This is a genomic window from Amycolatopsis iheyensis, assembly GCF_024703995.1.
GTDB lineage: Bacteria > Actinomycetota > Actinomycetes > Mycobacteriales > Pseudonocardiaceae > Amycolatopsis > Amycolatopsis iheyensis.
In genome coordinates this window covers 267,674-292,535 of sequence record NZ_JAMXQV010000011.1, presented here as the reverse complement: position 1 = coordinate 292,535, position 24,862 = coordinate 267,674, and the positions used below count along the sequence as shown (strand labels likewise).

Below are 24,862 nucleotides of genomic sequence, written 5' to 3'. Positions count from 1 at the left end.
TCGGTGGTACCTCGTCCGAAGGAGTGAGATGCGCGGCCCCGCCGATCGGCTGCTGGCCAAGGTGGCCGGTCTCGATCGCCCTCGACTGGCCGCCGTCGTCGGCACCGCGCTGGTCGCTACCGCGGCCGGCCTCCTCCTTCCCGGTGCGCTCGCGGCCGCGGTGGACACCGTGGTCGCGGGCCGCCCGAGCTGGCGCGAAGTCTCCTGGCTGCTGCTGGTCGGCGGCGCGGAGATAGCCGCCGACGTCGTGGGCGGCATCCTGACCACCCGCGTGACAGCGACAGCGTCCGCGTGGCTGCGCCGCACGGTCTCCGACAAACTCTTCACGCTGGGCACCCGCTCACGGTTCGCCGAGGGCGATGCGATCAGCCGCCTCACCGGCGACTGCGTCGGCGCCGGCGGCATCGTGACGATCATCATCCAGTGCGGCTCGATGCTGGTCATCTCGTCCGGCGCGGTGGTGCTGCTGGCTCTGTTGGACTGGCGGCTGGCGCTCGTGTTCCTGGGCAGCATCCCGTTCGCGTTGCTGCTCGCCCGCAGCCACCTTCGTCGTACGGCGGACGACGTCCTCACGTATCAGCGCGTGTCCGGCGAGCTGGCGTCCCGGATGGTCGACGCGGTCGCCGGCCTCCGCACGATCGCCGCGTCCGGCACAGCCGACCGCGAAGCCGAGCGTGTGTTGCGTCCGCTGCCCAAGCTGACCCTCGCCGGCCAAGGCCTGTGGCGCACCCAGGCCCGGATGGTCTGGCGCGCCGGCCTGCTGACGCCGGCCGTCGAGCTGTCCGTGCTGGCCGCGGCCGGGTTCGGGGTGCTCGAAGGCCGGCTCAGCGTCGGCGACGTCGTGGCCACGCTCGGCTACGTCGCCCTCGGCCTCGGCCTGGTCACCCAGATCCCGCTGCTCACGATGCTGTCGCGAGCGCGCGGCTGCGCCGAACGGCTCGTCGAGGTCCTCGACGAGCCCGAGCCCGTGCCCGGCAAGCTCCCGCTCCTGTCTGGCGACGGCACGGTCGACGTCCGCCACGTCAGCCTCACGGGCGCCCTGGCGGATATCGACCTGCGCATCGACGGCGGCACCTTCCTCGCGGTCGTCGGCCGCTCGGGCGCAGGCAAGTCCGCACTGGCCGGCGTCCTCGGCGGCTTGATCACACCCGACGAGGGCCAGGTCGTCCTCGACGGTCGCCCACTCGAGCGGATCCGTCCCGAAGAACTGCGCGCGGTCGTCGGCTACGCGTTCGAACGGCCGGCCCTGCTCGGCACCACGGTCGCCGACGCCGTCGGCTACGGCTCGTGGGCCGGCGACTCCGCGATCCGCACCGCCTGCCGGACCGCGCAGGTCGACGAAGTCGTCGTCCGCCTCCCCGACGGCTACCGCACCCCACTGACCGAGACCCCGCTTTCGGGCGGCGAGGCACAGCGGCTCGGCCTGGCCCGCGCGATCGTGCACAACCCACGCATCCTGATCTTCGACGACGCGACAGCCAGCCTCGACACGGTCACCGAGGCCGCGGTCGAGCGCGCGCTGGCCGGGGTACTTCCTGGCCGCACCCGCGTGGTCGTGACCCATCGCGCGAGCACCGCCGCCCGCGCCGACTTGGTCGTCTGGCTGGAGGAGGGCCGGATCCGCGCGGTCGCTCCGCACGCCGCCCTTTGGCAGGAGCCGGGCTACCGGGGCGTCTTCACGGAGGACGACGAGTGAGCCTGCGCCGGTTGTACTGGTCCGCACTCGCCGGGCAGTGGCGCGGCGGTGCCGTGCTGCTTGTCTGCTCGCTGCTCGAAGGCGTGCCGGCGTTCTTCTCGGGACGGCTCGTCGAGCTGTCGGTGGACCGCGGTTTCGCGGTCGGCAACCCGACCGCGGGACTTGGCTGGCTGGCGCTGTTCGGACTGGCTGCGACGCTCGGCGCGTTCGGCTCGCGGATGGTGTGGCACCAGCTCGGCAAGGTCGTCGAGCCGCTGCGCGACTCGCTCGTGACGGCCGTCGTCCGCGGCGTGTTGCACGACGAGTCCCCGCCGCGCAACCAGCCTGACTCCAGCGGCGTCGCCCGGATCACCCAGCACGTCGAGGTGGTCCGTGACGCCACCGCGGGTCTGCTGGTCCAGGCCCGCGGCATGCTGGTGACCACGGCGTCGGCGCTGGCCGGGCTCGTGACCGTTGCCGGGGCGTTGGTGGTCCCGGTCGCGGTGCCCGTGGTCGGCGCGCTGATTGCATTCGTCTGCCTCCTGCCTTCGCTGGCGCGCCGGCAGCGTGCGTTGGCGCTGGCCGACGAGCACACGGCCGCGACGGCCGGCGCGTCCCTGGCGGGGATGCGCGACATCGTGGCCTGCGGGGCCGAGCCGATCGCCGCGCTCGCGATGTACGACGCGGTCGACGCTCAGGCCGCGGCGGCGATCCGCGTGGCGCGCTCGAGTGCCCTCCGGTCGCTGGTGATCTCGCTCGGTGGGTTCGTCCCGCTGCTGCTCGCGCTCGCGTTGGCCCCGGGGCTGGTGGCCCGAGGTGAGCTGACCGCGGGCGCGGCTCTGGGCGCGCTCGTCTACCTGGCCACGACGATGCAACCGGCTCTGCGTGGCTTGGCGGCCACGGCCGGGACCGTCGTTCTGCGCTTGTTGGTCGCGCTTCGCCGGCTGGCGGAGACGGCCGAGCTGCCCGTCGTCGCCGATGGAACGGAGACCCCGCGCGGTACCGACGTCGACGTCCGCGGCCTGACGTTCGGCTGGGGCGCGACGGCCGAGCCCGTGGTCCGTGGTCTGGACCTGGGGTTGCGGTCGGGGGAGCACCTCGCCGTCGTCGGGCCGAGTGGGATCGGCAAGTCGACCTTGGCCGGCCTGCTGACCGGCATGCTGACGCCGCAGGAAGGCCGGGTGCTGCTGGGCGGCGTCCCAGTCCGGGATGTGCCCGTGGTGCTCCGGCACCAGCTTGTGGCGCTGATCCCGCAGGAGGCCTACGTCTTCGCGGGAACCGTGCGGGACAACGTCGGCTTGTTTGCCCCGTCAGCTTCGGACGAGGCGCTTTCGGCCGCCGCGGAAGCTGTGGGCGCTGGTGCGCTGCTTCGGCGGTTGGGTGGCCTCGACGCCGAGATCGGACACGGCGGCGAGGGCATCTCCGCGGGCGAAGGGCAGCTGCTCGCGTTGGCCAGGGTGTACGCCAGTTCGGCGGAGTTTGTGATCCTCGATGAAGCGACCTCCCATCTCGACCCGGTGTCGGAGGCCCGCGCGGAGCGGGCCTTCGCCGCGCGGGGTGGTGTTCTGGTCGTGATCGCGCACCGGCTTTCTTCGGCCCTGCGCGCGGATCGTGTGCTCGTCATGGACGGCCGCGAGACTGCGCTGGGCAGCCACGCCGACCTTCTCGCGAGGTCTGCGCGGTACGCCGAGCTCATGCAAGCGTGGACCGCCCCGGGGGCTGGGGGCCCAGCCCCCGGAGCGGTCCACATAACAGGTGCAGGCAGCCAACCGGCCGGTACCGGGGGCTCGCTCCCTGCGGGTAGTGGCGGGGCCGTCGGCGGGGCGCCTTCCGGCGACGGAACCACGCACTTCGTCAAGCGGCTTGCGGGCGGTGGTGGGGCCGTCGACGGGACGTCTTCCGACGACGACCCCACACACCTTGGCAAGCCGCTTGCGGGTCGTGGTGCGGTCGTTGGCGGGGCGCCTGCCGGCAACGGGGCCGCTACCACTTCTCTTAGTCCTTCCGTGGATGGTGAATCCGCTTCCGTCGGCGAGGCGCCTGCCGGCGACGGGTCCGCGGCCACCACAGGAGGATCAGACTCCCGAGATTCCGGTGCCACCGGATCGACGCCTAGGTCGCCATCCGTGTCGCGAGCCGCTCGGGTGAGCTGATCGTCCTCCACTGTGGACTGATCTCATGGGAGCTTTCAGCTTATCGCCGTTGTGGGGGTGGGGAACCCCTCGATCGGAATCTGTGGACAACTCGATGTTTTCGATCATGCCTGTGGACAACTCGGGCCGATCGGCCCGAGTTGTCGGTGCGGTGATGCATGATCGGAAGTGTGGGAAGAACACAGCCCGGAACCGGCACCGTCAAAGAAGGGGTGACTCGCCGGCGGTGCTCGTCAGCCGGGCTGCAGTGCTTCCAGCGCCTCACGCAGCTTGCCGGCGAGCGGAGTCGGCCGGCGGGACTCGCGGTCCACGAAGACGTGCACGAAGTGCCCTTCCGCGACCAGGGACTCGTCGGCGGCGTACATCCCGATCTCGTAGCGCACGCTGGACTTCCCGAGGTGCGCCACGCGCAAGCCGACCTTCAACGCGCCAGGAAAGGAAACCGATGCGTGATACCCGCAGTGCGACTCGACGCACAGCCCGATCACCTCCCCGGTCTCGATGTCGAGGCCACCCTGCTCGATCAGCCACGTGTTGATCACCGTGTCCATCAGCGAGTAGTGCACCACGTTGTTGACGTGCCCGTAGACGTCGTTGTCCTTCCAGCGCAACGGAACCGTCTGCCAATGCGGGTAAGCGCTCACCACAGGGACACCGACTCGCGGAGGATGCCGGCCAGGTCGTCCGTGGACGGCTCGCGAGGGGCCGTCGCCAGCAAGCGTTGCTGCTTCAGCGTTCCCTCGACCAGCGAGTCCACGTCGGACTCCGTGTAGCCGACCGCGCCGATTCCGTCCGGGATGCCGATCTGCCGCATCAGGTCGATCAGCACCGCCGGGAGGTGGTCGGCGAAGTCGCCGGGCCACTCGAAGTCGGGCGCCAGCAGGCGCGCGACGCGCAGGTGGCGGTCCGGTGCCGCGTCGAAGGTGAAGCGGAACGCGGCCGGTGCGGTCAGCGACACGGCCATGCCGTGCGGGACCATGGCTTCTTCACCCGGGTAACCGTCCGGGTGGAAGTCCCGGACCTGCCCGGCGATCGGGTACGCGTTGGCGTGCGGGATGTGCACGCCGGCGTTGCCGAAGCCGAGTCCGGCGAAGGTGGCGGCGAGTGCCATGGCTTCGCGCGCCTTGAGGTCCGAACCATCGCGGACCGCGGCGGGGAGAGCCCACGACAGCAGCCGCAGCGACTGCTCGGCGAACATGTCGGCCAGCGGGTTCGAGCCGCAGTACGGCACGCGTTGCTCCGGGCGCTTGCGCTCGAACTCGGTGTACGGCTTCGCGGTGTAGCTCTCCGCGGCGTGGCAGAGGATGTCCATGCCACTCGCGGCGGTCACGCCGGCCGGCTGGCTCACCGTGAGCCGAGGGTCGACGACCGCGAGGGTCGGGCGCAGCCTCAGGTGGCTGATCCCGCTCTTGACGCGCAGGGACAGCACGTCCAGCACGCAGACCGTGGTGCTCTCCGAACCGGTGCCGGTGGTCGTGGGGACCGCGACCAGCGGCTTCAGCGGACAGTCCGGCGCGCGGCCGCCGCCGACCGGGGCGTTGACGTAGTCCATCAGCTCGCCGTCGTTGCTGGTGAGCAGGTTCGCGGCCTTGGCGGTGTCGATGGCCGAGCCGCCACCTACCGCCACGAACGCGTCGTACGGGCCGGTTCCGCGGGCGAAGTCAACCGCCTTCTGCATGCTGACATCGGTGGGCTCGACGTGTACGCCGTCGAAGATCTCGGTCTCGAGGCCGTAGCCCGCGATGCCGTCGGCGATGCGGCGGGGCCAGCCCGTCGCGGCCACCTGCGGGTCGGTCACGACGAGCACGCGGTGGGCGCCGTACTGCGTGAGGTCGTAGCCGATCTCGTCGCTGGCGCCGGTGCCGTACTTCAACGCCGGTGCGCCATAAGTAAAAACGGTTTCATGTTCGGTCGCGGCCAAGACTGCGGTCCTCGCTCCCTTGATCGGCTACTAGTCGGTCAAAGCGGACATACAGTCCATCCTTACCGGGTTTCGGCGAAGATCACTTGACTGCACTGAACGGTGCCCGCCTAAGCTCTCCTCATTAGATACCAACTGGGAGCGACCGTCGCCCAGACGGCCGTGCGGATCCTGACCGAGGCGCGTGTCCGCCGTGTGTACGCGGTGGTCGGTGAATCCTTCCTGGAACTGCTCGACGCCCTGCAGCGCGAGCGCGAGATCACGCTGGTCTCCGCGCGTCACGACGCCGGCGCGGCGTTCATGGCGGAGGCGGAAGGGAAGCTCACCGAGCGGCCCGCCGTGCTGCTCGCCAGCCGGGGGCCGAGCGCGGCGAGCCTGACGATCGGCGTCCAGACGGCGTTCCAGGACGAGACGCCGATGGTCGTCCTGCTGGAGACGCCCGCGACCGAGCCGGTGCCTTCGGTGTCCGGGGAGCTGCCGACCGCGGACCTGACCGCCGTCTTTGAATCGATCGCCAAGTCGACATTGCGGGTCACCGACCCCGACAGCCTGCCCGGGTTGCTCGCGCACGCGCTGACGACGTCGCAGGAAGGACGGCCGGGGCCGGTCGTGCTCGGCGTTCCCTGTGACGTCTGGGGCATGCCCTACGACGCCGCGAAGCCGATGGCGCGGGTGCGGCCGCCCGCGTCCGGGACGCTGGGCCGTTCGGCGGACGCCGTCGCGCAGCTGGTGGACGAGGCGAAGTACCCCGTGGTCATCGTCGGGGGGCGGGCGCGGTCCGCGCGCGATGAGCTGATCGCCGTCGCCGATGAGCTCGCGCTGCCCGTCTACAACGCCTTCCGGCGGCAGGACGCCTTCCCCGAAAACCACGCGCGCTACGCCGGCCACCTCGGGCTCGGCATCCCCGCGCGGCAGCTGGACGCCCTGGAACGAGCCGACCTGGTGCTCGCGCTCGGCACCCAGCTCGACGAGGTCACCACCCAGGCCTACCGCTACCCGACCCCGCAGCAGACGCTGGTCATGGTCGGGACCGGCATCGACGTCAGCCCGAAACGGCGGGGGCTCACCTTCCGGGTCGACTCCGAGGTCGAGCCGTTCCTGCGGGAGCTGCGCGAGGTGGCGTCGCCGCGGGCGAGGCGGGCTTCGGCCGCGAATGCCGCCGTCCACACCTTCATGACCCCGCCCGACACCAGCGGGAACACGCGGGTGCACCCCGTCGACGTCGTGCGGGCGCTGCGGAAGCTCGCGCCCGAGGACACCATCGTGACCAGCGACGCCGGGAACTTCGCGCAGTTCATGCACCGCTACTGGTGCTTCACCGCGCCGCGCAGCCAGCTCGGCCCGAGCAACGCCGCGATGGGCTACGCCGTGCCGGCCGCCGTCGCGGCGAAACTGGCCGAACCGCGGCGGACCGTGGTAGCCATGGTGGGAGACGCCGGGACGCTCATGACCGGCCAGGAGATCGAAACGGCCGTCCGGTACCGGGCGCCGGTGATGGTCGTCGTGTTCCAGAACGGTGTGCACGGCGCGCTCGCCATGCACCAGGCCCGGACGCACGGGCGGCTGTCCGGGGTGTCGATCCCGCTGACCGACTTCGCGTCGTGGGCGCGTGGGCTCGGCGCGGCCGGGTACACCGTGGACGATCGCGAAGAGCTCGAACCGATCATCGCCAGCGCGCTCGTGCGGCAGCGGCCGTGCGTCATCGACGTGCGCACCGACCCCGACGTCGTTACTCCCGACGTGCGGCTTTCCGCCCTGCTGGGGCAGGCTCGGCCGCAACCTCCGGCCCAGTAAGGGTTTTGGTCGGTTTCATTCCGGGAAACGCCGGGAAAGTTGTGTGGTAGCACGGCGTTGGCTCAGGTAGCCTGGCGGTGTTCCGGTGGTGGTTCGCCGCAGAACGTTCCCGGCCGGGTCCCGGCGGGAGACAACCGGTTTTCGTCGGTGCCGCATGGCACCATCACGGTCATGACCCGCGCCGAAGCGGGCAGGGAACGAGGGGAGTTTCGACGTGACCGATCACCAGCGCGCATCCGAACCAGCGCGGAAGTCCTCGGGCGTCGTACCGGTGCTGTTCAGCGCCAGCGCGGAGGCCCACGACGACGCCGTCGTCGCCGCCGAGCACGACACCACGTGGCGTTCGCCGTTCTCGGCCGAAGGGCTGCGCCCGGCGAGTGGCGAATAGCTCACCCCGCCCGGGTGAAGATGGCTTGTCCGCCCAGGTCAGGTGTGCTTTACTGCCTACGGTCTCGATTTTTGTGTTCGTGCTGAGTCACGCTCGCAGATTTCAGCGGGCGTAGTGTCTCCTCGCCGAGGAAGCAAACCGTTCGGGCGTTGACCCGGGTCGCCGAAGTGGCTTCCTGTTTTGGTGTTACATATGGAGATTTTTGATGACTCAGGGCACTGTGAAGTGGTTCAACTCCGAGAAGGGGTTCGGCTTCATCACCCCCGACAACGGTGGCGGCGACGTCTTCGTTCACTACAGCGAAATCCAGGGTAACGGCTTCCGTACCCTCGAGGAGAACGCTCGCGTCGAGTTCGAGATCGGCCAGGGCCAGAAGGGTCCGCAGGCCACGTCGGTCACCGTGATCTGACTTGATCTTGAAAAAGCTCTGAGCTTGAACAAGCTTTGATCTTGAAAAAGGGCCGTCACCCGTTCGGGGTGGCGGCCCTTTTCGTATGCTGCGCACCATGATCGAGCACGGGTACACCGTCTCCGGGATGAGCTGCGGGCACTGCGCCCAGTCGGTCACCGAAGAACTCCGCGCGCTGCCCGGAGTGACCGAAGTGGACGTCGACGTCGCGACCGGGCGGGTCATCGTGCGCGCCGAAACCGCGCTCGCCGACGAAGACGTCCGTGGCGCGATCGATGAGGCCGGCTACGGCTACGAGGGCACGGTCAGCCTCGTCCCGTAGCCGGGCGGTTGGTTCTTTCCCGCCGACGCGGTTTCCACCGTGGACAGTCCACTGGAGAGCCCGGGTGTGATCTTCGGCTCAGCAAGCCGCGTGAACTGCGGCTGCGCGGAGCTGTGCGCAACGTGAACACTGCAACGCCCTGCAACCCTTCCCTTCCGCCGGGTGGCGGAGTCTCCTGGTCTCCGATAGCGGATCGGGAGGTCAGGTGGGCGAAACGGTGGCGGGGATCGTCGCGAATCCGGCGTCGGGGCGGGACATCCGGCGGTTGGTCGCGCAGGCTTCCGTGTTCCCCACCGCGGAGAAGGCGAACATGGTCCAGCGGCTGCTGGCCGCCTTCGCCGTGACCGGGCTAGACCGGGCCCTCGTCTCGACCGACCTCGGCGGGATCTCCGCCGCGGTCCTGCGCGCCCTCGGCCGCGGCGGGACCTGGCCCAAGGTCGACTTCTGCGACGGCGACCCGATCACCGGCACCGCCGCCGACACGACCAACGCCGTCCGCCGGATGGTCGAAGCCGGGGCCGGCGTCATCGTCGTCCTCGGTGGGGACGGCACCGCCCGCGTTGCCGCCGCGGCCTGCGAGGACGTGCCGATCCTCGCGCTGTCCACCGGGACCAACAACGCCTTCCCGCAGATGCGGGAGGCGACCGTCGCCGGGCTGGCCGCCGGCCTGATCGCCGGCGGGCAGATCGATCCCGACCTCGTCACCCACCGGGTGAGCGTGCTCGAAGTCGTCACCAAGGCCCGCCGCGAGATCGCGCTCGTAGACGTCTGCGTGTCGCTGAGCAGGCACATCGGGGCGCGGGCGCTGTGGGACCCGTCGTCGCTCACCGAGCTGTACTGCACCTTCGCCGAACCGGACGGCATCGGCCTCTCCAGCGTGCCCGGCCAGCTCTGCCCAAGCCCGCGGTCGCGTCCGGAAGGCGTCGCGCTGAAGCTGGGCCCGGTCGGGGAGACGCCGTTCGTCGTGCACGCGCCCATCGCGCCCGGGCTGGTCCGGCCCGTCGGCGTGCGTGGCTGGGGCGTGCTCGAGCCCGGCGTGCGCGTCGAGCTCGCCGCGGCCGGTGGCGTCATCGCGCTCGACGGCGAGCGCGAACTCGAACTGAAGACCGGCGAGAGCGCGTTCGTCGAGCTCAAGCCGGACGGGCCGTGGGTCGTCGACGTCCGGGCGGCGATGGCGGAAGCGGCGAGGAAAGGGCTGTTGCGCACGGAAACCGAACTAGGGAAGGAGCGTCGAAGATGACGGACACCCTGCGGGAGGCGTATCGCCTGATGCGCACCATCCGGGCCTTCGAAGAGCGCGTGCACGAGGAGTTCGCGACCGGCGAAATTCCCGGGTTCGTGCACCTCTACGCCGGTGAGGAGGCCTCGGCCACCGGCGTCTGCCTCCACCTCGACGACCGCGACGCGATCGCCAGCACCCACCGCGGCCACGGCCACTGCATCGCCAAGGGCGTCGACGTCAAAGGCATGATGGCCGAGATCTACGGCCGCAGGACCGGTTCCTGTCACGGCAAGGGCGGCTCGATGCACATCGCCGACCTCTCGAAGGGCATGCTCGGCGCGAACGGCATCGTCGGCGGCGGCCCGCCCCTCATCTGCGGCACCGCCCTCGCCGCGAAGCAGCAGAACACCGGTGGGGTCGGCGTCGCGTTCTTCGGCGACGGCGCCAGCAACCAGGGCACGACGCTCGAGGCGCTGAACCTCGCGTCGGTCTGGGACCTCCCCGCGGTCTTCGTCGCCGAGAACAACGGCTACGCCGAAGCCACGTCGAGCAGCTGGTCCGTCGCCTCGGACAACATCGCCGACCGGGCCGCCGGGTTCGGCATGCCGGGCGTGATCGTCGACGGGTTCGACTTCTTCGCCGTCCACGAAGCCGCCGGGGAAGCCATCGAACGCGCCCGCGACGGCGGTGGCCCGACGCTCATCGAGGTCAAGTTCACCCGCTACTTCGGCCACTTCGAGGGCGACCAGCAGACCTACCGGGCCGGCGAAGTCGCCGACGCCCGCGAGAACCTCGACTGCCTGAAGCGCTTCCGCACCCGCGTCACCGAAGCCGGTGAGCTGGCCGAACAGGTCCTCGACGCCATCGACGCCGAAGTCGCGAAGCTCATCGAAGACGCCGTCACCGAAGCGAAGGCCGCGCCGAAACCCACCAAGGAAGACCTCGAGACCGACGTCTACGTGTCTTACTGAGGAGCGCACGTCATGGCCAGGACGATCAGCTACCGCGAGGCGATCAACGAGGCACTCGCGCAGGAGATGGCCCGCGATGAGTCGGTCATCGTCATGGGCGAGGACAACGCGGGCGGCGCCGGCAGCCCGGGGGAGGACGACGCCTGGGGCGGCGTCCTCGGCGTCACGAAGGGCCTGTTCCACAAGTTCCCGGGCCGGGTGCTCGACACGCCGATCTCGGAGTCCGCGTTCGTCGGCGCGGCGATCGGCGCCGCGACCCGCGGGCAGCGGCCGGTCGCGGAGCTCATGTTCATCGACTTCATGGGCGTCTGCTTCGACCAGATCTTCAACCAGGCGGCCAAGTTCCGGTACATGTTCGGCGGCAACGCGCGCACGCCCGTGGTCATCCGGACGATGTACGGCGCCGGCCTGCGGGCCGCGGCGCAGCATTCGCAGTGCCTCTACCCGATCTTCACGCACATCCCGGGCCTGAAGGTCGTCGTGCCGTCGAGCCCGTACGAAGCGAAAGGCCTGCTCATCCAGGCCATCCGCGACGACGACCCGGTGATCTTCTGCGAGCACAAGGCGCTCTACGACACCAGCGGCGACGTCCCCGAGGACAGCTACACCATCCCGTTCGGCGAGGCCAACGTCGTCCGCGACGGCGGTGACGTCACGATCGTCGCCATCGGGCGCATGGTCGCTGTCGCCGAAGAAGCCGCGAACGAACTCAAAAACAACAAGATCGAAGCCGAAATCATCGACCCCCGCACCACCAGCCCGCTCGACACCGAAACGATCCTGGAAAGCGTCGAGAACACCGGACGCCTGGTCGTCGTCGACGAGGCTTCGCCGCGCTGCAACCTCGCCACGGACATCTCCGCGCTCGTCGCGAAGGAGGCGTTCGGCTCGCTGCGCGCCCCCATCGAGATGGTGACGCCGCCGCACACACCCGTCCCGTTCTCCGACGCGCTCGAGGACCTCTACATCCCCGACGCGCAGAAGGTCCTCAACGCGGCGAAGGCGGTCGTGGAGTACCGGCGATGATCCAGCCGGTCACGATGCCCAAGTGGGGCCTCTCGATGGAACGCGGCCGGATCACGGACTGGTTCGTGGCCGAAGGCGACGAGGTCAAGACGGGTGACGACCTCGCCGACATCGACACCGACAAGATCAACGGCACCCTCGAATCCCCGGGCGACGGCGTGCTGCGGCGGGTGATCGCCGCGGTCGGGGAGGAAGTGCCGGTCGGCGGCACGATCGCGCTGCTCGCCGAGGCGGCAACAGCCGACGAAGACCTCGACGACGCGGCCAGGAAAGCCCGCGCGGAGATCGACGCCGGCGCGGTCCAGGCGCCGGAAGGCCCGGTCACCGGCACCGTCGAGGTCGGCGGCCGGACGCTCGCCTACGCGACGCTGGGCACCGAGGGTGACGTCGTCGTGCTGGTGCACGGCTACGGCGGCGACAAGAACTCCTGGCTGTTCGTGCAGGAGCCGCTCGCCCGGACGCACGTCGTGCACGCGCTCGACCTGCCCGGACACGGCGAATCGACCAAGGACGTCGGCGACGGCTCGCTCGACACGCTGGCTGACGCCGTCCTCGGCTTCCTCGAAGCGCGCGGTGTCGAGCGCGCGCACCTGGTAGGGCACTCGCTCGGCGGCGCGGTGGTCGTCAAAGCGGCCGCGAAAGCACCGGGCAGGATCGAAAAGCTCACCCTGGTCGCCCCGGCCGGCTTCGGCGCCGCCGTCAACAGCGGCTACCTGCGTGGATTCGCGGCGGCGAAGTCCCGGCGTGAGCTGAAGCCGCACCTGGGCGCGTTGTTCGCGAACCCGGACCTCGTCACCCGCCGGCTGGCCGACGACCTGCTCCGCTACAAGCGGCTGGACGGCGTCGACCAGGTCCTCGCGACGCTCCTGGACACCCTCCTCGACGGCGACGAGCAAGCCATCGACGCAGCTCGCCTGCTATCCGAAGTGGACGTACCAACCACGGTCGTCTGGGGACGCCAGGACGCCGTCCTGCCTCCGCGGGACAACGCGGTGCTCGTCGACGACGCCGGGCACCTGGTCCACCTGGAGGCCCCGAACGCCGTGCTCGCCGCGATCACGGGCTGAGGCGAGATCGTCGCCACCTTCCGATCACCGAAGCGAAAAGGCAGACTGAGGAGGCAGAGCGCAAGGAGTGGCGGTTGGGTCGGCGAGACCTCGAGGCAGCGTTGCCGGCCGGGGCGGACCCCCGGCGGTACGCGCGTGTCCTCGCGCAGGTCCACGAAGCGGCGCTGACCGGCAAGACCCCGCCCAGCCGCCCGCGCGCGATCATCGGCGAGTCCTGGCAGCGGATGCGCCGGCTGGGCATGGATCCCGACAGCCGCGCCGCCGCACCCGTCCTGAACTTCGAAGAGCTCGAAGCGCGCCGCCGCACGAGTGGCCTGCTCGAAGCACTGCCGACCCTGCGCGGCGGCCTGATCAGCCTCGCCGAGCAGGCCGCGCACATCATGGTCGTCGTCGACGCGGCCGGGCAGGTCCTCTGGCGTGACGGCAGCGCCGCGGTCCGCCGCCGCGCCGACGGGCTCGGCTTCGTCGAGGGCGCCGACTGGCAGGAGACGGCCGTCGGCACCAACGCGATCGGCACCGCGCTCGTCGCGCGCCGCCCGGTCCAGGTGTACTCCGCCGAGCACTACGTCCGCGCCCAGCACTCCTGGACGTGCGCCGCCGCGCCGCTGCACGACCCGCGTGACGGCAGGCTGCTCGGCGTCGTCGACCTCTCCGGCCCGGCCTCGACCGTCCACGCGACGACGTTGGCGCTGGTCGACGCCGTGACACAGCTCGCGGAGTCTCAGCTGCGCACCACCCACCTCACCGAGCTGGAACGCCTGCGCGGCTTCGCCGTCCCGGTGCTGTCGAAGGTCGGCGGGCGGGCCGTGGTGGCCGACGAGCACGGCTGGGTCGCCGCGGCCGCCGGGCTCGCGCCGGTCGACCGGATCGCGCTGCCCACCGGCCTGGTGCCCGGCGGGGTCTGGCTGCCGGCCTACGGCAGCTGTGCGGTCGAGCCGGTGCCCGGCGGCTGGCTGATCCGGCTCGTCGACCACGAGTCCGCGCCGCCGACCCGCGCCGTGCTCGACGTCCGGTCGCCGCGCGAGCCCGAGCTCACCGTCTCGAGCGCGGCCGGGACCTGGACGCACCGGCTCAGCCCACGCCACGCCGAGATGCTGTATGTGCTGGCCAGCCACCGCGACGGCCGCTCGGCGTCCGAGCTGTCGGCCGACCTGTTCGGCGACGCGAGCCGCACGGTCACCGTCCGCGCGGAGATGTCCCGGCTGCGCCGCCACTTCGGCGGCATCCTCGGCGCCAAGCCGTACCGCTTCGCCGACGACGTCGAGGTGCTGGTCCGGCGGCCCGCGAGCCCCGGCGCCGTGCTGCCGCACTCGCTCGCGCCCGCCATCCGCGGCTGAGCCGGCCACGGGGAAGATGGACGGCGTGCCGAAACGCCCCGCGCTGCCGGACACCATCGCCCCGAGCTGGCTGGTGGTGCAGCTGCTCGGCACGCTCTTCGTCGCCGCGACGCTGCTGACCGCGCACGAGCCGGACCCGCGCATCTGGGCCGCGTACGGCGTCTCGAGCGCGTGCTGGCTCGGGTTCGTCGTCCTCGCGTCCCGGCTGCCGAAGACGGCCGCGGCGCTGCTGGCGGTGGCGAGCACCCTGCCCGCGGCGATAGTCGGCTGGGCCGGGGACTCGAGCGCGATCGTGCTCTCGGTGATCGCGCTGGGCCGGCTCGCCACGCTCACCTCGGTCGGCGTCGGCGCGATCCTCGGGATCGGCCTGCTCGACGTCGTGCTCGCGGTCGGCTCGCACCTGCTCGTCGGCGACTCCCTCCCCGACGCGCTCTCCGACGCCGGCGTGATGCTGCTGCTCGTGCTGATCGGGCTCAACCGCCGCCAGTACGAAGTCCAGGCGCGGCAAGCCGAGGCGCTGCTCGAACAGACCCGGTTCGCGCAGGCCGAGCACGCGCGTGCCGCCGCGCTCGACGAACGCACCCGGATCGCGCGCGAGATCCACGACGTCCTGGCGCATTCCCTGGGCGCGCTGGGGGTCCAGCTCGAACTGGCCGAGGCGCTGCTCGCCGAACGGTCCGATGTGGACGGTGCGCTGAAGTCCGTCCGGCGGTCGCGGCGGCTCGCCGCGGACGGGCTCGTCGAAGCCCGCAACGCCGTCACCGCGCTCCGCCAGGACATCCGGCCACTGGCCGACGCCCTCGCCGCCGCGGCCGCCGAGCACGCCACCGACCACGGGGTTTCGGTGAGCTTCGCCGCCGAAGGCGAGCCCGAGCCGCTGCCGTCCGCGGTCGTCGTCGCGCTCGTGGGCATCGCGCGTGAAGCACTGACGAACGCGGGGAAGCACGCGCCAGGGGAGGACATCCGGATGCGGCTGAGCCACGAGCCCGGCGTCGTCCGGCTCGACGTTCGCAACGCGCTCGGCGAATTCACTCGGACAGGTGAAGGTTTCGGCCTGGCCGGAATGCGCGAGCGTCTGGCCCTCGCCGGTGGCACGCTGGAATCCGGCCCGGAAGACGGCCACTGGCGGGTGCTCGCGGAGGTGCGGAGTTGATCAGGGTGGTCGTGGCCGACGACCAGCAGGCGGTGCGCGAGGGACTCGTCGCGCTGCTCGGGTTGCTCGACGACGTCGACGTGGTCGGCTCGGCGGGCAACGGCTTCGAAGCCGTCGAAACGCTGGCCTGCCACCCCGCCGACGTCGTGCTGATGGACCTGCGCATGCCGGGCCTCGACGGCGTCGCCGCCACCCGCCGGATCCGGCAGGACCACCCCGGCACCGCCGTCGTCGTCCTGACGACCTACGCCGACGACGCGTCGATCGCCGACGCCCTGCGGGCCGGCGCCCGCGGCTACCTGACCAAGAACGCCGGCCGCGCGGAGATCGCCGCCGCGCTGCGCTCGGCCGCCGCCGGCCAGGCGATGTTCACCGCCGAAGTCTCCGACCGGCTGGTCGAGGCGCTCGCCGCCCCGCCGAAGAGCACGGCGGAGCGGCCCGACGGCTTGACCGCCCGCGAAGCCGAAGTGCTCGCGTTGGTGGCCCGCGGGCTGACGAACCAGGAGATCGCGGCCGAGCTGTACATCGGGGAAGCGACGGTCAAAACGCACATCAACAACTCGTTCGCGAAGATCGGCGCCCGCCACCGCGCCGAAGCCGTCAGATACGCCTTGACGCACCGGCTGTGAGATCACGTGCTGATGACGGCGGGCGGTGCCGGTCACCGCGCGCGCGGCGACTCGGCTACCTTCTGCGGGGAAGTCTTTTGGGGAGGAATCGGGGATGACCAGCACTGCGACGGCCCCGGGTCCCTCGGCGCCCGCACCGGCGCCACCGGATGGCCCGGACCGCGGCGGGGGCCGCAGCGGCCTGCTGGGGCTGCTCGACCTGCCCGGACAGGGCGTCCGCGCGGTCGTCCGGTCCGCCGCGACCACCCCGGGCCGGCTCACCGTGATCGCCGTCGGGCTCGTGCTGCTGGCGCTGGTCGCCGGGCTGGTCGCGACGCTGTCGGTGCAGGACCGCGACGACACGATCAGCGGCGTCATCGACCACCGCGAACCGCTCGCCGCCGCCTCCCAGCAGGTCTACCGCTCGCTCTCGGACGCCGACGCGACCGCGGCCAGCGCGTTCCTCTCCATCGGCACCGAGCCGGCAGAGCTGCGGCAGCGCTACGAGCGTGACATCGCCGAAGCCGGCGCCGCGCTCGCGAAGTCGGCCTCCGACTCCTCCGACGTCGCCGCCGCGTCCGGCCCGGTCGACGTCCTGAACCAGCAGCTGCCCGTCTACACCGGGCTCGTCGAAACCGCGCGGGCGAACAACCGCCTCGGCTATCCGGTCGGCGCGTCCTACCTCCGCGAAGCGTCCGAACTCATGCGAGCCAAGATCCTGCCCGCCGCGCAGGACCTCTACCGCGTCGACACCGCGCGGCTGATCGACGAGCAGGACAGCGCGACCGGTTTCCCGTGGCTCGCCACGATCCTCGTCCTCGCGCTGCTCGCCGCGCTCGTCGTCGCGCAGGTCTACCTGACCCGGCGCACCAACCGGCTGCTCAACGTCGGGCTCGTCGTCGCCACGGTCGCCGTCGTGCTTTCGCTGCTGTGGGGCGCGGTCGCGCTCATCGTGCAGGGCAGCCTGGTCGGCAGCGGCCAGGACGACGGCTCCCACCGCGTCGACGTGCTGGTCCGCGCGCGGATCGCCGCGCTGCAGGCCCGCGCCGACGAGACGCTGACCCTGGTCGCGCGCGGCGACGGCGCGGCCTACGAGCGGGACTTCGGCGCCAACGCCGTCCAGATGCTCGGTGAGGACGGCCAAGGCGGCCTGCTCGGCGAAGCCCGCGGTCTGATCACCGACGGCGAAGGCGCCGCGAAGGTCGCCGACGCCACGAAGGCCGCGAACGACTGGATCAAGGCGCACGCGGGCGTCCGCGGCCAGGACAACGCGGGCCAGTACCAGGAAGCCGTCGACTCCGCCGTCCTGGAGGACAAGCAGGGCGGCTCGGCGCCGGCGTTCCGGCGGCTCGACGACAGCCTCCAGGCGGCCATCGACGTCGGCCGGCAGGACTTCCTCGACGACACCCACAACGGCGACCGCGCGCTGACGCTCCTCGCGCCCGGCCTGGCCGTGCTGGCGATCGTCGCCGCGGCGGGCGTCACCATGGGAATCCGCGAGCGACTGAGGGAGTACCGGTGAGCAGGCGGCGAAACACCGTCCGGGCGGGCGTGCTGGCGTTCGTCGCGCTGCTGGCGGCGTCCTGCGGCAGTCCCGGCAAGCCGATGGACCCGGCGCCGGTCAGCAACGCGGCCTGGCCGCAGCCCGCGCACGTCGGCGGGCCGGACTCGAGCGCCGGCGGCGGCGCCGACACCAGCTGCAACCCGCTGGCCAGCCTCTCGCCGAGCAGCACGAACGTCCCCGACAGCTCCACCATGGGCGACATCAAGCGCCGCGGGAAGCTGATCGCCGGCGTCGACCAGACCACCTACCTCTTCGGCTTCCGCAACCCCACCTCGGGCAACCTCGAGGGCTTCGACATCGACATGGTCAACGAGATCGCGCGCGCGATCTTCGGCTCGCCGGAAGGCCACGTGCAGTTCCGCGCGATCACGTCGGGGCAGCGCGAGGAAGTCCTGGAGAAGCACCAGGTCGACATTGTGGTCCGGACCTTCAGCATCACCTGCGCGCGCAAGAAGAACGTGCAGTTCTCGTCCGTCTACTACAAGGCGGGGCAGCGGATCCTGGTCACCAAGGAGTCGAAGGCGACCAAGCTGGCCGACCTGAGCGGCAAGAAGATCTGCGCGGCGAAGAAGTCGACGTCCGCGGCGAAGATCGCGACGGACCCGGCGAAGCCGGTGGCGATCACGGTGGACAACTGGTCGGACTGCCTGGTGATGCTCCAGCAGGGCCAGGTCGACGCGGTGTCGACCGACGACACCATCCTCGCCGGGATGGCCGCGCAGGACCCGACGCTGCAGGTCGTCGGCGGCCAGTTCACCGAGGAGAACTACGGCATCGGCGTGCCGAAGGACAACGAGGACATGGTCCGCTTCGTCAACGCCGTGCTCGACAACGTCCGCAACGGCGGCGCCTGGCAGGACAGCTACCGCCGCTGGGTCGAGCCTTCGCTGGGCGCCGCGAGCCCGCCGTCGCCGGTGTACCAGTGACTAGGATCGAACCCCGCACGTCGTCGGGGTCTGGGAGGTAGCAGTGTCGGAGGAGCCGCGCCGTCCTCGGCACGCCGCGCCGGACGACCAGCAGCAGCAGCAACCGCCGGCGCCGAGCTGGCAGCCGCCCCCACCGGTGCGGTGGGAGACGCCGGAGCCGTCGATCTCCGGCCGCCTCGACGACGGTGATCCGTCCGGCGGGCAGGAGACGGTCTTCCACGCGCCCGTGCGCCGCCCGCCGACACCGCCGCGCGGCCAGCCCGCTCGCCCGCCGATCCCCGGCGCGGAAGACCCCACCCGGCCGCCGGGCAGCATCAACCCGGTGACCCCGCCGGTCCAGGCGGTTTCGCCGGCGACGCAGGTGGTGCGCCCGGACCCGAACGCGCCGCAGCCGACGAGCGTGCTCGCCGCGCCCGCGCCGGAAACCCAGAGCATCATGCCGCCGGCGCCCCGCCCGGACAGCGGGCCGGGCCTGCCGTTGCCGGACCCGGGCACCGAAAGCGTGCTGCCCGAGCGGCCCAGCGAAGGCCGCCACACCGGCACCGGAACCGGGACGGGAACGGGCAGCGGCTCGTCGTCCGGATCCAGCTCGTTCCCCGGCACCTCGCGGCGGACGTCGTCCCGCACTTCGCGCTCGCGGCGCGGCCGGCTCGGCGCCGGGCTGGTCGAAGTCCCGCCGGTGCCCGCGCGCGACCCCGCGTCGGCGGTGCTCGCGAACCCGATGGTGTCGGAGGAAAAGCGCTTCTGCGGCAAGTGCGCCGCGAAGGTCGGCCGCGGCCAGGACGGCAATCCCGGTGCGGCGGAAGGGAAGTGCGACAACTGCGGCACGCCGTACTCGTTCCTGCCGAAGCTGCAGCCGAACGAGCTCGTCGGCGGCCAGTACGAAGTGCTCGGCGCGCTCGCCTACGGTGGCCTCGGCTGGATCTACCTGGCCCAGGACCACAACGTCAGCGACCGCTGGGTCGTCCTCAAAGGACTGATCGACTCCGGTGACCCGACGGCGCTGGCCGCCGCGGCCAACGAGCAGCGGTTCCTGGCCGAGGTCGAGCACCCGAACATCGTCAAGATCCACAACTTCGTCCAGCACCCGGACCGCCAGAGCGAGACGACCGTCGGCTACATCGTGATGGAGTACGTCGGCGGCCAGTCGCTGCGGCAGCTCGCGCTGGCGCACCACCGGGAAAGCCGCCGGCCGGAGCCGCTGCCGATCGGCCAGGTCATCGCGTACGGGCTGGAGATCCTGCCCGCCATGGGCTACCTGCACAGCCAGGGCATGCTCTACTGCGACCTCAAGCCGGACAACGTGATCCAGACCAACGAGCAGCTCAAGCTGATCGACCTGGGCGCGGTCCGCCGGATCGACGACTACGAAAGCCCGCTGTTCTTCACCACCGGCTACAGCGCGCCGGAACTGGCGACGCAGGGCGCGTCGATCGCGTCGGACCTGTTCACCGTCGGGCGCACGCTCGCCGTGCTGAGCTTCGAGTTCACCGGCTACACCAGCAAGTTCAAGACGACCCTGCCCGGCCCGGACGCGGTGCCGCTGTTCGCGCTCTTCGGGTCCTACTACCGGTTCCTGCGCCGCGCGACGCACTCCGACCCGGATCGCCGGTTCCTCTCCGCCGAGGAGATGGCCGACCAGCTCACCGGCGTCCTGCGCGAGATCATGGCGCTCGGCACCGGCAAGCCGCGGCCCGGCGCGTCGACGGTGTTCGGCCCGGAGAGCCGCACCTTCGGCGTCCAGCTGGTGGTGCCGGAGGCGGGGCAGAGCGTGCCGCTGCCCGGCGCGGCCGAGGTCGTCGCCGGCCTGCCGATCCCGCAGGTCGACACCGACGACCCGGCGGCGGGCGTGCTCGCGACGACGACCGCGCTCGACCCGCGTGGCGCCATCGAGGCGCTGGCCGGCGCACCCCGCGAGTCCATCGAGGTGCGGCTGCGGATCGTGCGCGCCCGGATCGAGCTGGGCGAGCTGGCCGAGGCGCAGCGGCAGCTGCAGGCGGCGCAGTACCTGGCGATCAAGAACGGCTTCCCGCACGACTGGCGGATCGACTGGTACCGCGGCCTGATCGAGCTGGCCGGCGGCCGCTCGCGGGTCGCGCACGTCGCGTTCGAGGCCGTGTACGACGACCTGCCGGGCGAGATCGCGCCGAAGCTGGCGCTGGGCGTCAGCGCCGAGGGCGTCGGCGACTACTTCGCAGCCGCGCGGTTCTACGAGCTGGTCTGGCGGACCGACCGCACCTACGTGAGCGCCGCGTTCGGCCTCGCACGCGTGTACCTGGCGCAGGGCGCGCGCAACAGCGCGGTCGAGGTGCTCGAAACGGTGCCGCAGTCGTCAACGCACTACGTCGACGCGCAGGTCGCGGCGATCAGGATCAAGACGACCGCGACCAAGGCGAACGGCCGCGAAACCCCGGTCACCGAGCACGACCTGCTCGACGCGTCGGGCCGCCTCGAGCGGCTCCGCCTCGACGTCGAACGCCAGACCCGGCTCACCGCCGGCGTGCTCGAGGCGTCGTACGAGTGGCTCAAGCAGGGCAAACCCACGCCGGGCGCGCGGGTGCTGGGCTGTTCGCTGGAGGAGCGTGAGCTGCGGTTCGGGCTGGAGCGCTGCTACCGCGCGCTGGCCCGGCTGGCGACCACGATCGACGAGCGTGTGCAGCTCGTCGACCGGGCCAACGCCATCCGCCCCCGCACCCTCACCTGAGCGGCACTTTCGTAGGGAAAGTGACACTTCGAGGGCGGCACTTTCCCTATGAAAGCTCCGGTCAGGGGTTGATTTCCCAGCCGCGCTCTTCGCGCTCGCGCTGGTTCTTCTCGTGCTGCGCGGCCAGCTTCTCCAGCGCTTCGGGGTCGCCGTGGGTGCTGAAGTGGTCGAACGCCACCACGATGAACAGCGCGCGAGCGCTGACCGCGATCGGGCCGTCCGCGGCGTCGAGGTGGCCGTCGGCGCTGACGTAGATCTTGCGCCCGGCGACGCCGTCCAGCCGGGTCTCGATGAACAACGTCGAACCGACCGGGACCGGACGGCGGAAGTCCGTCTCGAGCTTGCCGGTCACCGCCGGGCGGCGCATCAGGTTGCCGACCGCCGAGCCGAGCGCCTCGTCGAACGCGCAGGCCAGCAGGCCGCCGTGGGCGAGCCCGGGCGCGCCCTGGTGCGCCGCGGTGACCGTGAACCGCGAGTGCACGACCTGGCCCTCGCCGACCGTCGAGCGCAGGTGCAGCCCGGCGTCGGCCTCGTCACCGCAGCCGAAGCACTCGTTGAAGTGCACACCGAGCTCGGTGCCGGCCACGGGCGCCTTCGGGTGCGGCACCGCCGGCTCCACCGCCACCGGCGGCCAGGGTTGAGAAACACGACTCATGCGCTGACGTTAACTCGCGGGTAAACCCGCCCCGCGCGCGACCCGCGGCGTAAGCAGGCAACGTATACCTCTCAGTAGCCGGAAAGTTCCCCACCGTAGAAGATTACCGGCTCAGGCTGCCGACCCCGCCGGACCGGGCAAGACTGGGCTGATGAGCTCGAACGGCCCGGTAGTGGGCACTGCACGGAGGAGGTCGTCGCCGGAATGAGCGAACCAGCTACGACGGGCAAACCGTCAGCGGACGAGAGAACCGTAAAACGCGCGGTGTGGGCGTCCGCGATGGGGAACGCCACCGAGTGGTACGACTATGGCGTCTTCACCTCGGGCGCGATCGCGGTGAGCATCGGCTCGGAGTTCTTCCCCGGCGAGGGCAACGCCGTGCTGAAGTCACTCGCGCTGCTGGCGGTCGGGTTCATCGTGCGGCCGTTCGGCGGGGCGTTCTTCGGCCCGCTCGGGGACAAGATCGGCCGCAAGAAGGTCCTCGCGGTCACGATCCTGCTGATGTCCGGCTGCACCTTCCTGGTCGGTGTTCTGCCGACCTACTCCGGCGGCTACAGCATGGGTATCGCGGCGCCGATCGCGATCCTGCTGCTCCGGATCATCCAGGGCTTCTCCACCGGCGGTGAGTACGGCGGAGCGGCGACGTTCATCGCCGAGTACTCACCCACGAAACGCCGGGGCTTCTTCGGCAGCTTCCTGGAGCTCGGCACGCTGGGCGGCTACGTGCTCGGCAACCTCGTGGTGCTCGCCGTGACGCTGTCCCTGTCGGCCGACCAGGTCGACGCCTGGGGCTGGCGGATCCCGTTCTTCGTCGCGCTGCCGCTCGGCCTGATCGGGCTCTACCTGCGGAACAAGCTCGAGGACACCCCCGAGTTCCGGCGGATGGAAGCCGCGGGCCAGAAGCCGCACAAGGCGCCGCTCAAGGAGATCTTCGTCCGCAACTGGCGGATGATCCTCAACCTGATCGGCATCGTGCTGCTGCTGAACGTGGCGGACTACCTGCTGCTGACCACGATGCCGACGTACTTCACCGAAACGCTGAAGATCAACGACAACACGTCGACGCTGATCATCATCGCGGTCGAAGTGCTCCAGATGGCGATCATCATCCCGCTCGGCGCGCTGTCCGACAAGATCGGCCGGAAACCGCTGCTGCTCACCGCGGCCATCGGGTTCCTGGTGCTGAGCTGGCCGTCGCTGAAGCTGATGCAGTCCGGCAGCATCTTCTGGCTGTTCGTCGGGTTCCTGATCGTGGCGATCCTGCTGGTGCTGATGCTCGCGGTGATCGGCTCGACGTTCCCGGCGATGTTCCCGACCCGCGTCCGGTACGGCTCGTTCGCGATCGGCTACAACATCTCGACGTCGCTGTTCGGCGGCACTTGCGGTGTCATCGTGACGGCGTTGATCCAGAGCACCGGCAACCCGGACTGGCCGGCGTACTACCTGATGGCGGCGGCGCTGATCGCGATCATCCCGATCATCAAGATCCCGGAGACGTCGCAGGTGCCGATGGACGAGATCGACACCGAAGGCACCGGTGGTGGCAAGCCCCTGACGGGAGCGTCCGCTCAGCGTTGAGCGGCCGCCCCTGGAATAACGTGTGCCCCGTCCGGATCACCGGGCGGGGCACACGTGCGCTGAGGGTCAGCCGGGTCAGTTCGCCTCGCTCCGAGGAGTGAAGCGCTTGCGGGACCAAGCGGCCAACGCACCAGCGACCACGACAGCGATTCCGGTTTCGACGATCAATGCGGCGAGCACCATGTGCTTCCTCCTCGGTTTCTCGGGCCGGCGGCGCACCGTCCGGCTGAGCAGTTCCTGCGGTGTCCGATCGGACCACCACAGGGCATATCGCCACGAGGATGCCGAGTATTTCGTCAGGAACCCACTTTGAAACGGTGATCTGCGCCACGTCGCTGACCTGCGGAAACAGCTACCGGGAAGCGGTGGTCTTCGGCACTTCGGGCACCGTGTCGGTCGGGTTCGCCGAGGGCGGCGCGGTCGGCCGCACGGTGCGCCGGCTCGTCGACGGCGTCGGCTCCTGCGCCTTCGTCGCACGTGACGGCGGGACCCGGCCCGGCTGCGCCTCCGGCGGCGGCGCGATCGACGTCGCCGGCACGTTCTCCGTGGGTGGTGCCGGCGCGGGAGCGGTGGTGCCGATCGTGGACAGCCCCGGATCGGCGGGCTGCACCGGGTCCGGCGGCCCGGCGCGGTGGCCGGCCAGGAAACCGGCCACCGCGAGGATCACCGCCGTCGCCGTCGAGGTGCCGGCGACCGCCCAGCGCTTGCGCCGTCGCCGGACCCGGCCGCCGCGCTCGATCACGTCGGTGGCTTCGAGGCGCATCGGCGGCTGCTGGCCGCCGGCCGCGCCGGTCAGGAACGCGCGGACGTCGTCTTCGGGGTCCATGTTCGTCACCTCCCCTCCGTGGGCGCGCTGAAGGTCAGCGCACCGTAGTGCGGGCCGAGCCGGTTGCGCAGGGTCGCCAGGCCCCGCGAGGCCTGGCTCTTCACCGTGCCGGTGCTGCAGCCGAGCGCCTGCGCCGTCTCTTCGACGCTCAGGTCTTCGAAGTACCGCAGCACCAGCACAGCGCGTTGCTTGGGGGCCAGGACAGCCAGCGCCTGCCGGACCAGCATGTCCTGGTCGCTCCCGGTGGGTTCCGCCGGGAGCTCCGGCGGGGCGTCGGTGAGCCGCTCCCGCTTCCACCTGCTGCGCCGGTGCTCGGCGAGGAACGTGCGCAGCACGACCTTGCGGGCGTAGGCGTCCAAGGCGTCGTGGCGCGACAGCCTCGGCCAGGCGAGGTAGAGCTTGAGCAGCGCGGCCTGCGTGAGGTCCTCGGCTTGGTGCCAGTCGCCGCAGAGCAGGAAGGCGGTGGACCGCAGGCTGGGCGCGCGCTCGCCGAAGTACCGGGCGAACTCGCCGTCCCACGGCGAGCCCGGCCCGGTCGACGGACGGGAGCGGGAGATCACCTG

At 71.1% G+C, this 24,862-nt stretch carries 22 protein-coding genes; 17 read left to right on the top strand and 5 right to left on the bottom strand.

All coding sequences use genetic code 11. From position 1 onward, the window contains the following. Nucleotides 1–28 precede the first annotated feature (28 nt). The gene (locus M8542_RS22305; RefSeq protein ID WP_257922136.1) at nt 29–1,696 is read left to right on the top strand and encodes an ABC transporter ATP-binding protein; all 1,668 of its coding nucleotides are present in this window, start codon (nt 29–31) and stop codon (nt 1,694–1,696) included. Beyond that, nucleotides 1,693–3,828, top strand: coding sequence for an ATP-binding cassette domain-containing protein (locus tag M8542_RS22300; RefSeq protein WP_257922135.1), 2,136 nt, complete (start codon nt 1,693–1,695; stop codon nt 3,826–3,828). Before M8542_RS22305 ends, M8542_RS22300 begins: the two co-directional genes overlap by 4 nt. A gap of 233 nt (nt 3,829–4,061) precedes the next feature. On the opposite strand, the gene M8542_RS22295 is transcribed toward M8542_RS22300, so the two are convergent. Continuing rightward, on the bottom strand, nt 4,062–4,475 hold the full coding sequence (locus tag M8542_RS22295; protein ID WP_372508575.1) for an acyl-CoA thioesterase: 414 nt from the start codon (nt 4,473–4,475) through the stop codon (nt 4,062–4,064). Further along, nucleotides 4,469–5,701 (bottom strand): hydroxyacid-oxoacid transhydrogenase, encoded by a 1,233-nt coding sequence (locus M8542_RS22290; RefSeq protein ID WP_443641966.1) that lies wholly within the window; start codon nt 5,699–5,701, stop codon nt 4,469–4,471. The genes M8542_RS22295 and M8542_RS22290 overlap by 7 nt, the downstream gene beginning before the upstream one ends. A 183-nt stretch (nt 5,702–5,884) precedes the next feature. Here M8542_RS22290 and M8542_RS22285 point away from each other — a divergent pair, with 183 nt between their 5' ends. The 14 genes from M8542_RS22285 to M8542_RS22220 all read left to right on the top strand — a co-directional run bounded on the left by M8542_RS22285 (nt 5,885) and on the right by M8542_RS22220 (nt 21,240). Further along, nucleotides 5,885–7,543, top strand: coding sequence for a thiamine pyrophosphate-dependent enzyme (locus tag M8542_RS22285; protein ID WP_257922155.1), 1,659 nt, complete (start codon nt 5,885–5,887; stop codon nt 7,541–7,543). Nucleotides 7,544–7,757: 214 nt separating this feature from the next. Beyond that, the gene (locus tag M8542_RS22280) at nt 7,758–7,931 is read left to right on the top strand and encodes a hypothetical protein (protein ID WP_257922132.1); all 174 of its coding nucleotides are present in this window, start codon (nt 7,758–7,760) and stop codon (nt 7,929–7,931) included. Between the two features lie 205 nt (nt 7,932–8,136). Next, a complete protein-coding gene (locus M8542_RS22275; protein ID WP_004563013.1) occupies nt 8,137–8,340 on the top strand; it encodes a cold-shock protein in 204 nt (67 codons plus the stop codon). Between the two features lie 97 nt (nt 8,341–8,437). Further along, a complete protein-coding gene (locus M8542_RS22270; RefSeq protein WP_257922131.1) occupies nt 8,438–8,662 on the top strand; it encodes a heavy-metal-associated domain-containing protein in 225 nt (74 codons plus the stop codon). Nucleotides 8,663–8,867: 205 nt separating this feature from the next. Beyond that, nucleotides 8,868–9,902, top strand: coding sequence for an ATP-NAD kinase family protein (locus M8542_RS22265; RefSeq protein WP_257922130.1), 1,035 nt, complete (start codon nt 8,868–8,870; stop codon nt 9,900–9,902). Further along, the gene (locus tag M8542_RS22260) at nt 9,899–10,855 is read left to right on the top strand and encodes a thiamine pyrophosphate-dependent dehydrogenase E1 component subunit alpha (RefSeq protein WP_257922129.1); all 957 of its coding nucleotides are present in this window, start codon (nt 9,899–9,901) and stop codon (nt 10,853–10,855) included. Before M8542_RS22265 ends, M8542_RS22260 begins: the two co-directional genes overlap by 4 nt. A gap of 12 nt (nt 10,856–10,867) precedes the next feature. After that, nucleotides 10,868–11,881, top strand: a complete 1,014-nt coding sequence (locus tag M8542_RS22255) for an alpha-ketoacid dehydrogenase subunit beta (RefSeq protein ID WP_257922128.1) — start codon at nt 10,868–10,870, stop codon at nt 11,879–11,881. Beyond that, a complete protein-coding gene (locus tag M8542_RS22250; protein WP_257922127.1) occupies nt 11,878–12,948 on the top strand; it encodes an acetoin dehydrogenase dihydrolipoyllysine-residue acetyltransferase subunit in 1,071 nt (356 codons plus the stop codon). Before M8542_RS22255 ends, M8542_RS22250 begins: the two co-directional genes overlap by 4 nt. Nucleotides 12,949–13,022: 74 nt before the next feature. Then, the gene (locus M8542_RS22245; protein ID WP_257922126.1) at nt 13,023–14,285 is read left to right on the top strand and encodes a helix-turn-helix domain-containing protein; all 1,263 of its coding nucleotides are present in this window, start codon (nt 13,023–13,025) and stop codon (nt 14,283–14,285) included. Between the two features lie 16 nt (nt 14,286–14,301). Next, nucleotides 14,302–15,438 carry a sensor histidine kinase gene (locus tag M8542_RS22240; RefSeq protein ID WP_372508572.1) on the top strand — a complete coding sequence of 379 codons (1,137 nt, stop codon included), beginning with the start codon at nt 14,302–14,304 and terminating at the stop codon, nt 15,436–15,438. Continuing rightward, nucleotides 15,435–16,067: a response regulator transcription factor gene (locus tag M8542_RS22235; protein ID WP_257922124.1), complete on the top strand. Its 633-nt coding sequence runs from the start codon at nt 15,435–15,437 to the stop codon at nt 16,065–16,067. Before M8542_RS22240 ends, M8542_RS22235 begins: the two co-directional genes overlap by 4 nt. 94 nt (nt 16,068–16,161) lie before the next feature. Further along, entirely contained in the window at nt 16,162–17,568 is a 1,407-nt protein-coding gene (locus M8542_RS22230; RefSeq protein ID WP_257922123.1) for a GlnX family signal transduction membrane protein, read from the top strand. Beyond that, nucleotides 17,565–18,536 (top strand): glutamate ABC transporter substrate-binding protein, encoded by a 972-nt coding sequence (locus M8542_RS22225; RefSeq protein WP_504970530.1) that lies wholly within the window; start codon nt 17,565–17,567, stop codon nt 18,534–18,536. Before M8542_RS22230 ends, M8542_RS22225 begins: the two co-directional genes overlap by 4 nt. A gap of 43 nt (nt 18,537–18,579) precedes the next feature. Then, nucleotides 18,580–21,240: a tetratricopeptide repeat protein gene (locus M8542_RS22220; protein WP_257922122.1), complete on the top strand. Its 2,661-nt coding sequence runs from the start codon at nt 18,580–18,582 to the stop codon at nt 21,238–21,240. A gap of 61 nt (nt 21,241–21,301) precedes the next feature. Here M8542_RS22220 and M8542_RS22215 read toward each other — a convergent pair whose 3' ends face one another. Beyond that, nucleotides 21,302–21,895, bottom strand: coding sequence for a PaaI family thioesterase (locus tag M8542_RS22215; protein ID WP_257922121.1), 594 nt, complete (start codon nt 21,893–21,895; stop codon nt 21,302–21,304). A 279-nt stretch (nt 21,896–22,174) separates the two neighbouring features. On the opposite strand from M8542_RS22215, the gene M8542_RS22210 reads away from it, so the two are divergent. Next, nucleotides 22,175–23,473 (top strand): MFS transporter, encoded by a 1,299-nt coding sequence (locus tag M8542_RS22210; RefSeq protein ID WP_257922120.1) that lies wholly within the window; start codon nt 22,175–22,177, stop codon nt 23,471–23,473. Nucleotides 23,474–23,825: 352 nt separating this feature from the next. Here M8542_RS22210 and M8542_RS22205 read toward each other — a convergent pair whose 3' ends face one another. Both M8542_RS22205 and M8542_RS22200 read right to left on the bottom strand, forming a co-directional pair. Beyond that, nucleotides 23,826–24,299, bottom strand: a complete 474-nt coding sequence (locus M8542_RS22205; RefSeq protein ID WP_257922119.1) for a hypothetical protein — start codon at nt 24,297–24,299, stop codon at nt 23,826–23,828. Between the two features lie 5 nt (nt 24,300–24,304). Next, on the bottom strand, nt 24,305–24,859 hold the full coding sequence (locus M8542_RS22200) for a SigE family RNA polymerase sigma factor (protein WP_257922118.1): 555 nt from the start codon (nt 24,857–24,859) through the stop codon (nt 24,305–24,307). Nucleotides 24,860–24,862: the final 3 nt, after the last annotated feature.

Excerpts from the sequence above, each read along its gene's own strand:
- M8542_RS22270 (WP_257922131.1), top strand. The coding sequence starts at position 8,438 with ATGATCGAGCACGGGTACACCGTCTCCGGGATGAGCTGCGGGCACTGC.
- M8542_RS22205 (WP_257922119.1), bottom strand. The coding sequence starts at position 24,299 with ATGGACCCCGAAGACGACGTCCGCGCGTTCCTGACCGGCGCGGCCGGC.
- M8542_RS22255 (WP_257922128.1), top strand. The coding sequence starts at position 10,868 with ATGGCCAGGACGATCAGCTACCGCGAGGCGATCAACGAGGCACTCGCG.
- M8542_RS22210 (WP_257922120.1), top strand. The coding sequence starts at position 22,175 with ATGGGGAACGCCACCGAGTGGTACGACTATGGCGTCTTCACCTCGGGC.
- M8542_RS22305 (WP_257922136.1), top strand. The coding sequence starts at position 29 with ATGCGCGGCCCCGCCGATCGGCTGCTGGCCAAGGTGGCCGGTCTCGAT.
- M8542_RS22240 (WP_372508572.1), top strand. The coding sequence starts at position 14,302 with ATGGACGGCGTGCCGAAACGCCCCGCGCTGCCGGACACCATCGCCCCG.
- M8542_RS22275 (WP_004563013.1), top strand. The coding sequence starts at position 8,137 with ATGACTCAGGGCACTGTGAAGTGGTTCAACTCCGAGAAGGGGTTCGGC.
- M8542_RS22215 (WP_257922121.1), bottom strand. The coding sequence starts at position 21,895 with ATGAGTCGTGTTTCTCAACCCTGGCCGCCGGTGGCGGTGGAGCCGGCG.
- M8542_RS22260 (WP_257922129.1), top strand. The coding sequence starts at position 9,899 with ATGACGGACACCCTGCGGGAGGCGTATCGCCTGATGCGCACCATCCGG.
- M8542_RS22230 (WP_257922123.1), top strand. The coding sequence starts at position 16,162 with ATGACCAGCACTGCGACGGCCCCGGGTCCCTCGGCGCCCGCACCGGCG.
- M8542_RS22250 (WP_257922127.1), top strand. The coding sequence starts at position 11,878 with ATGATCCAGCCGGTCACGATGCCCAAGTGGGGCCTCTCGATGGAACGC.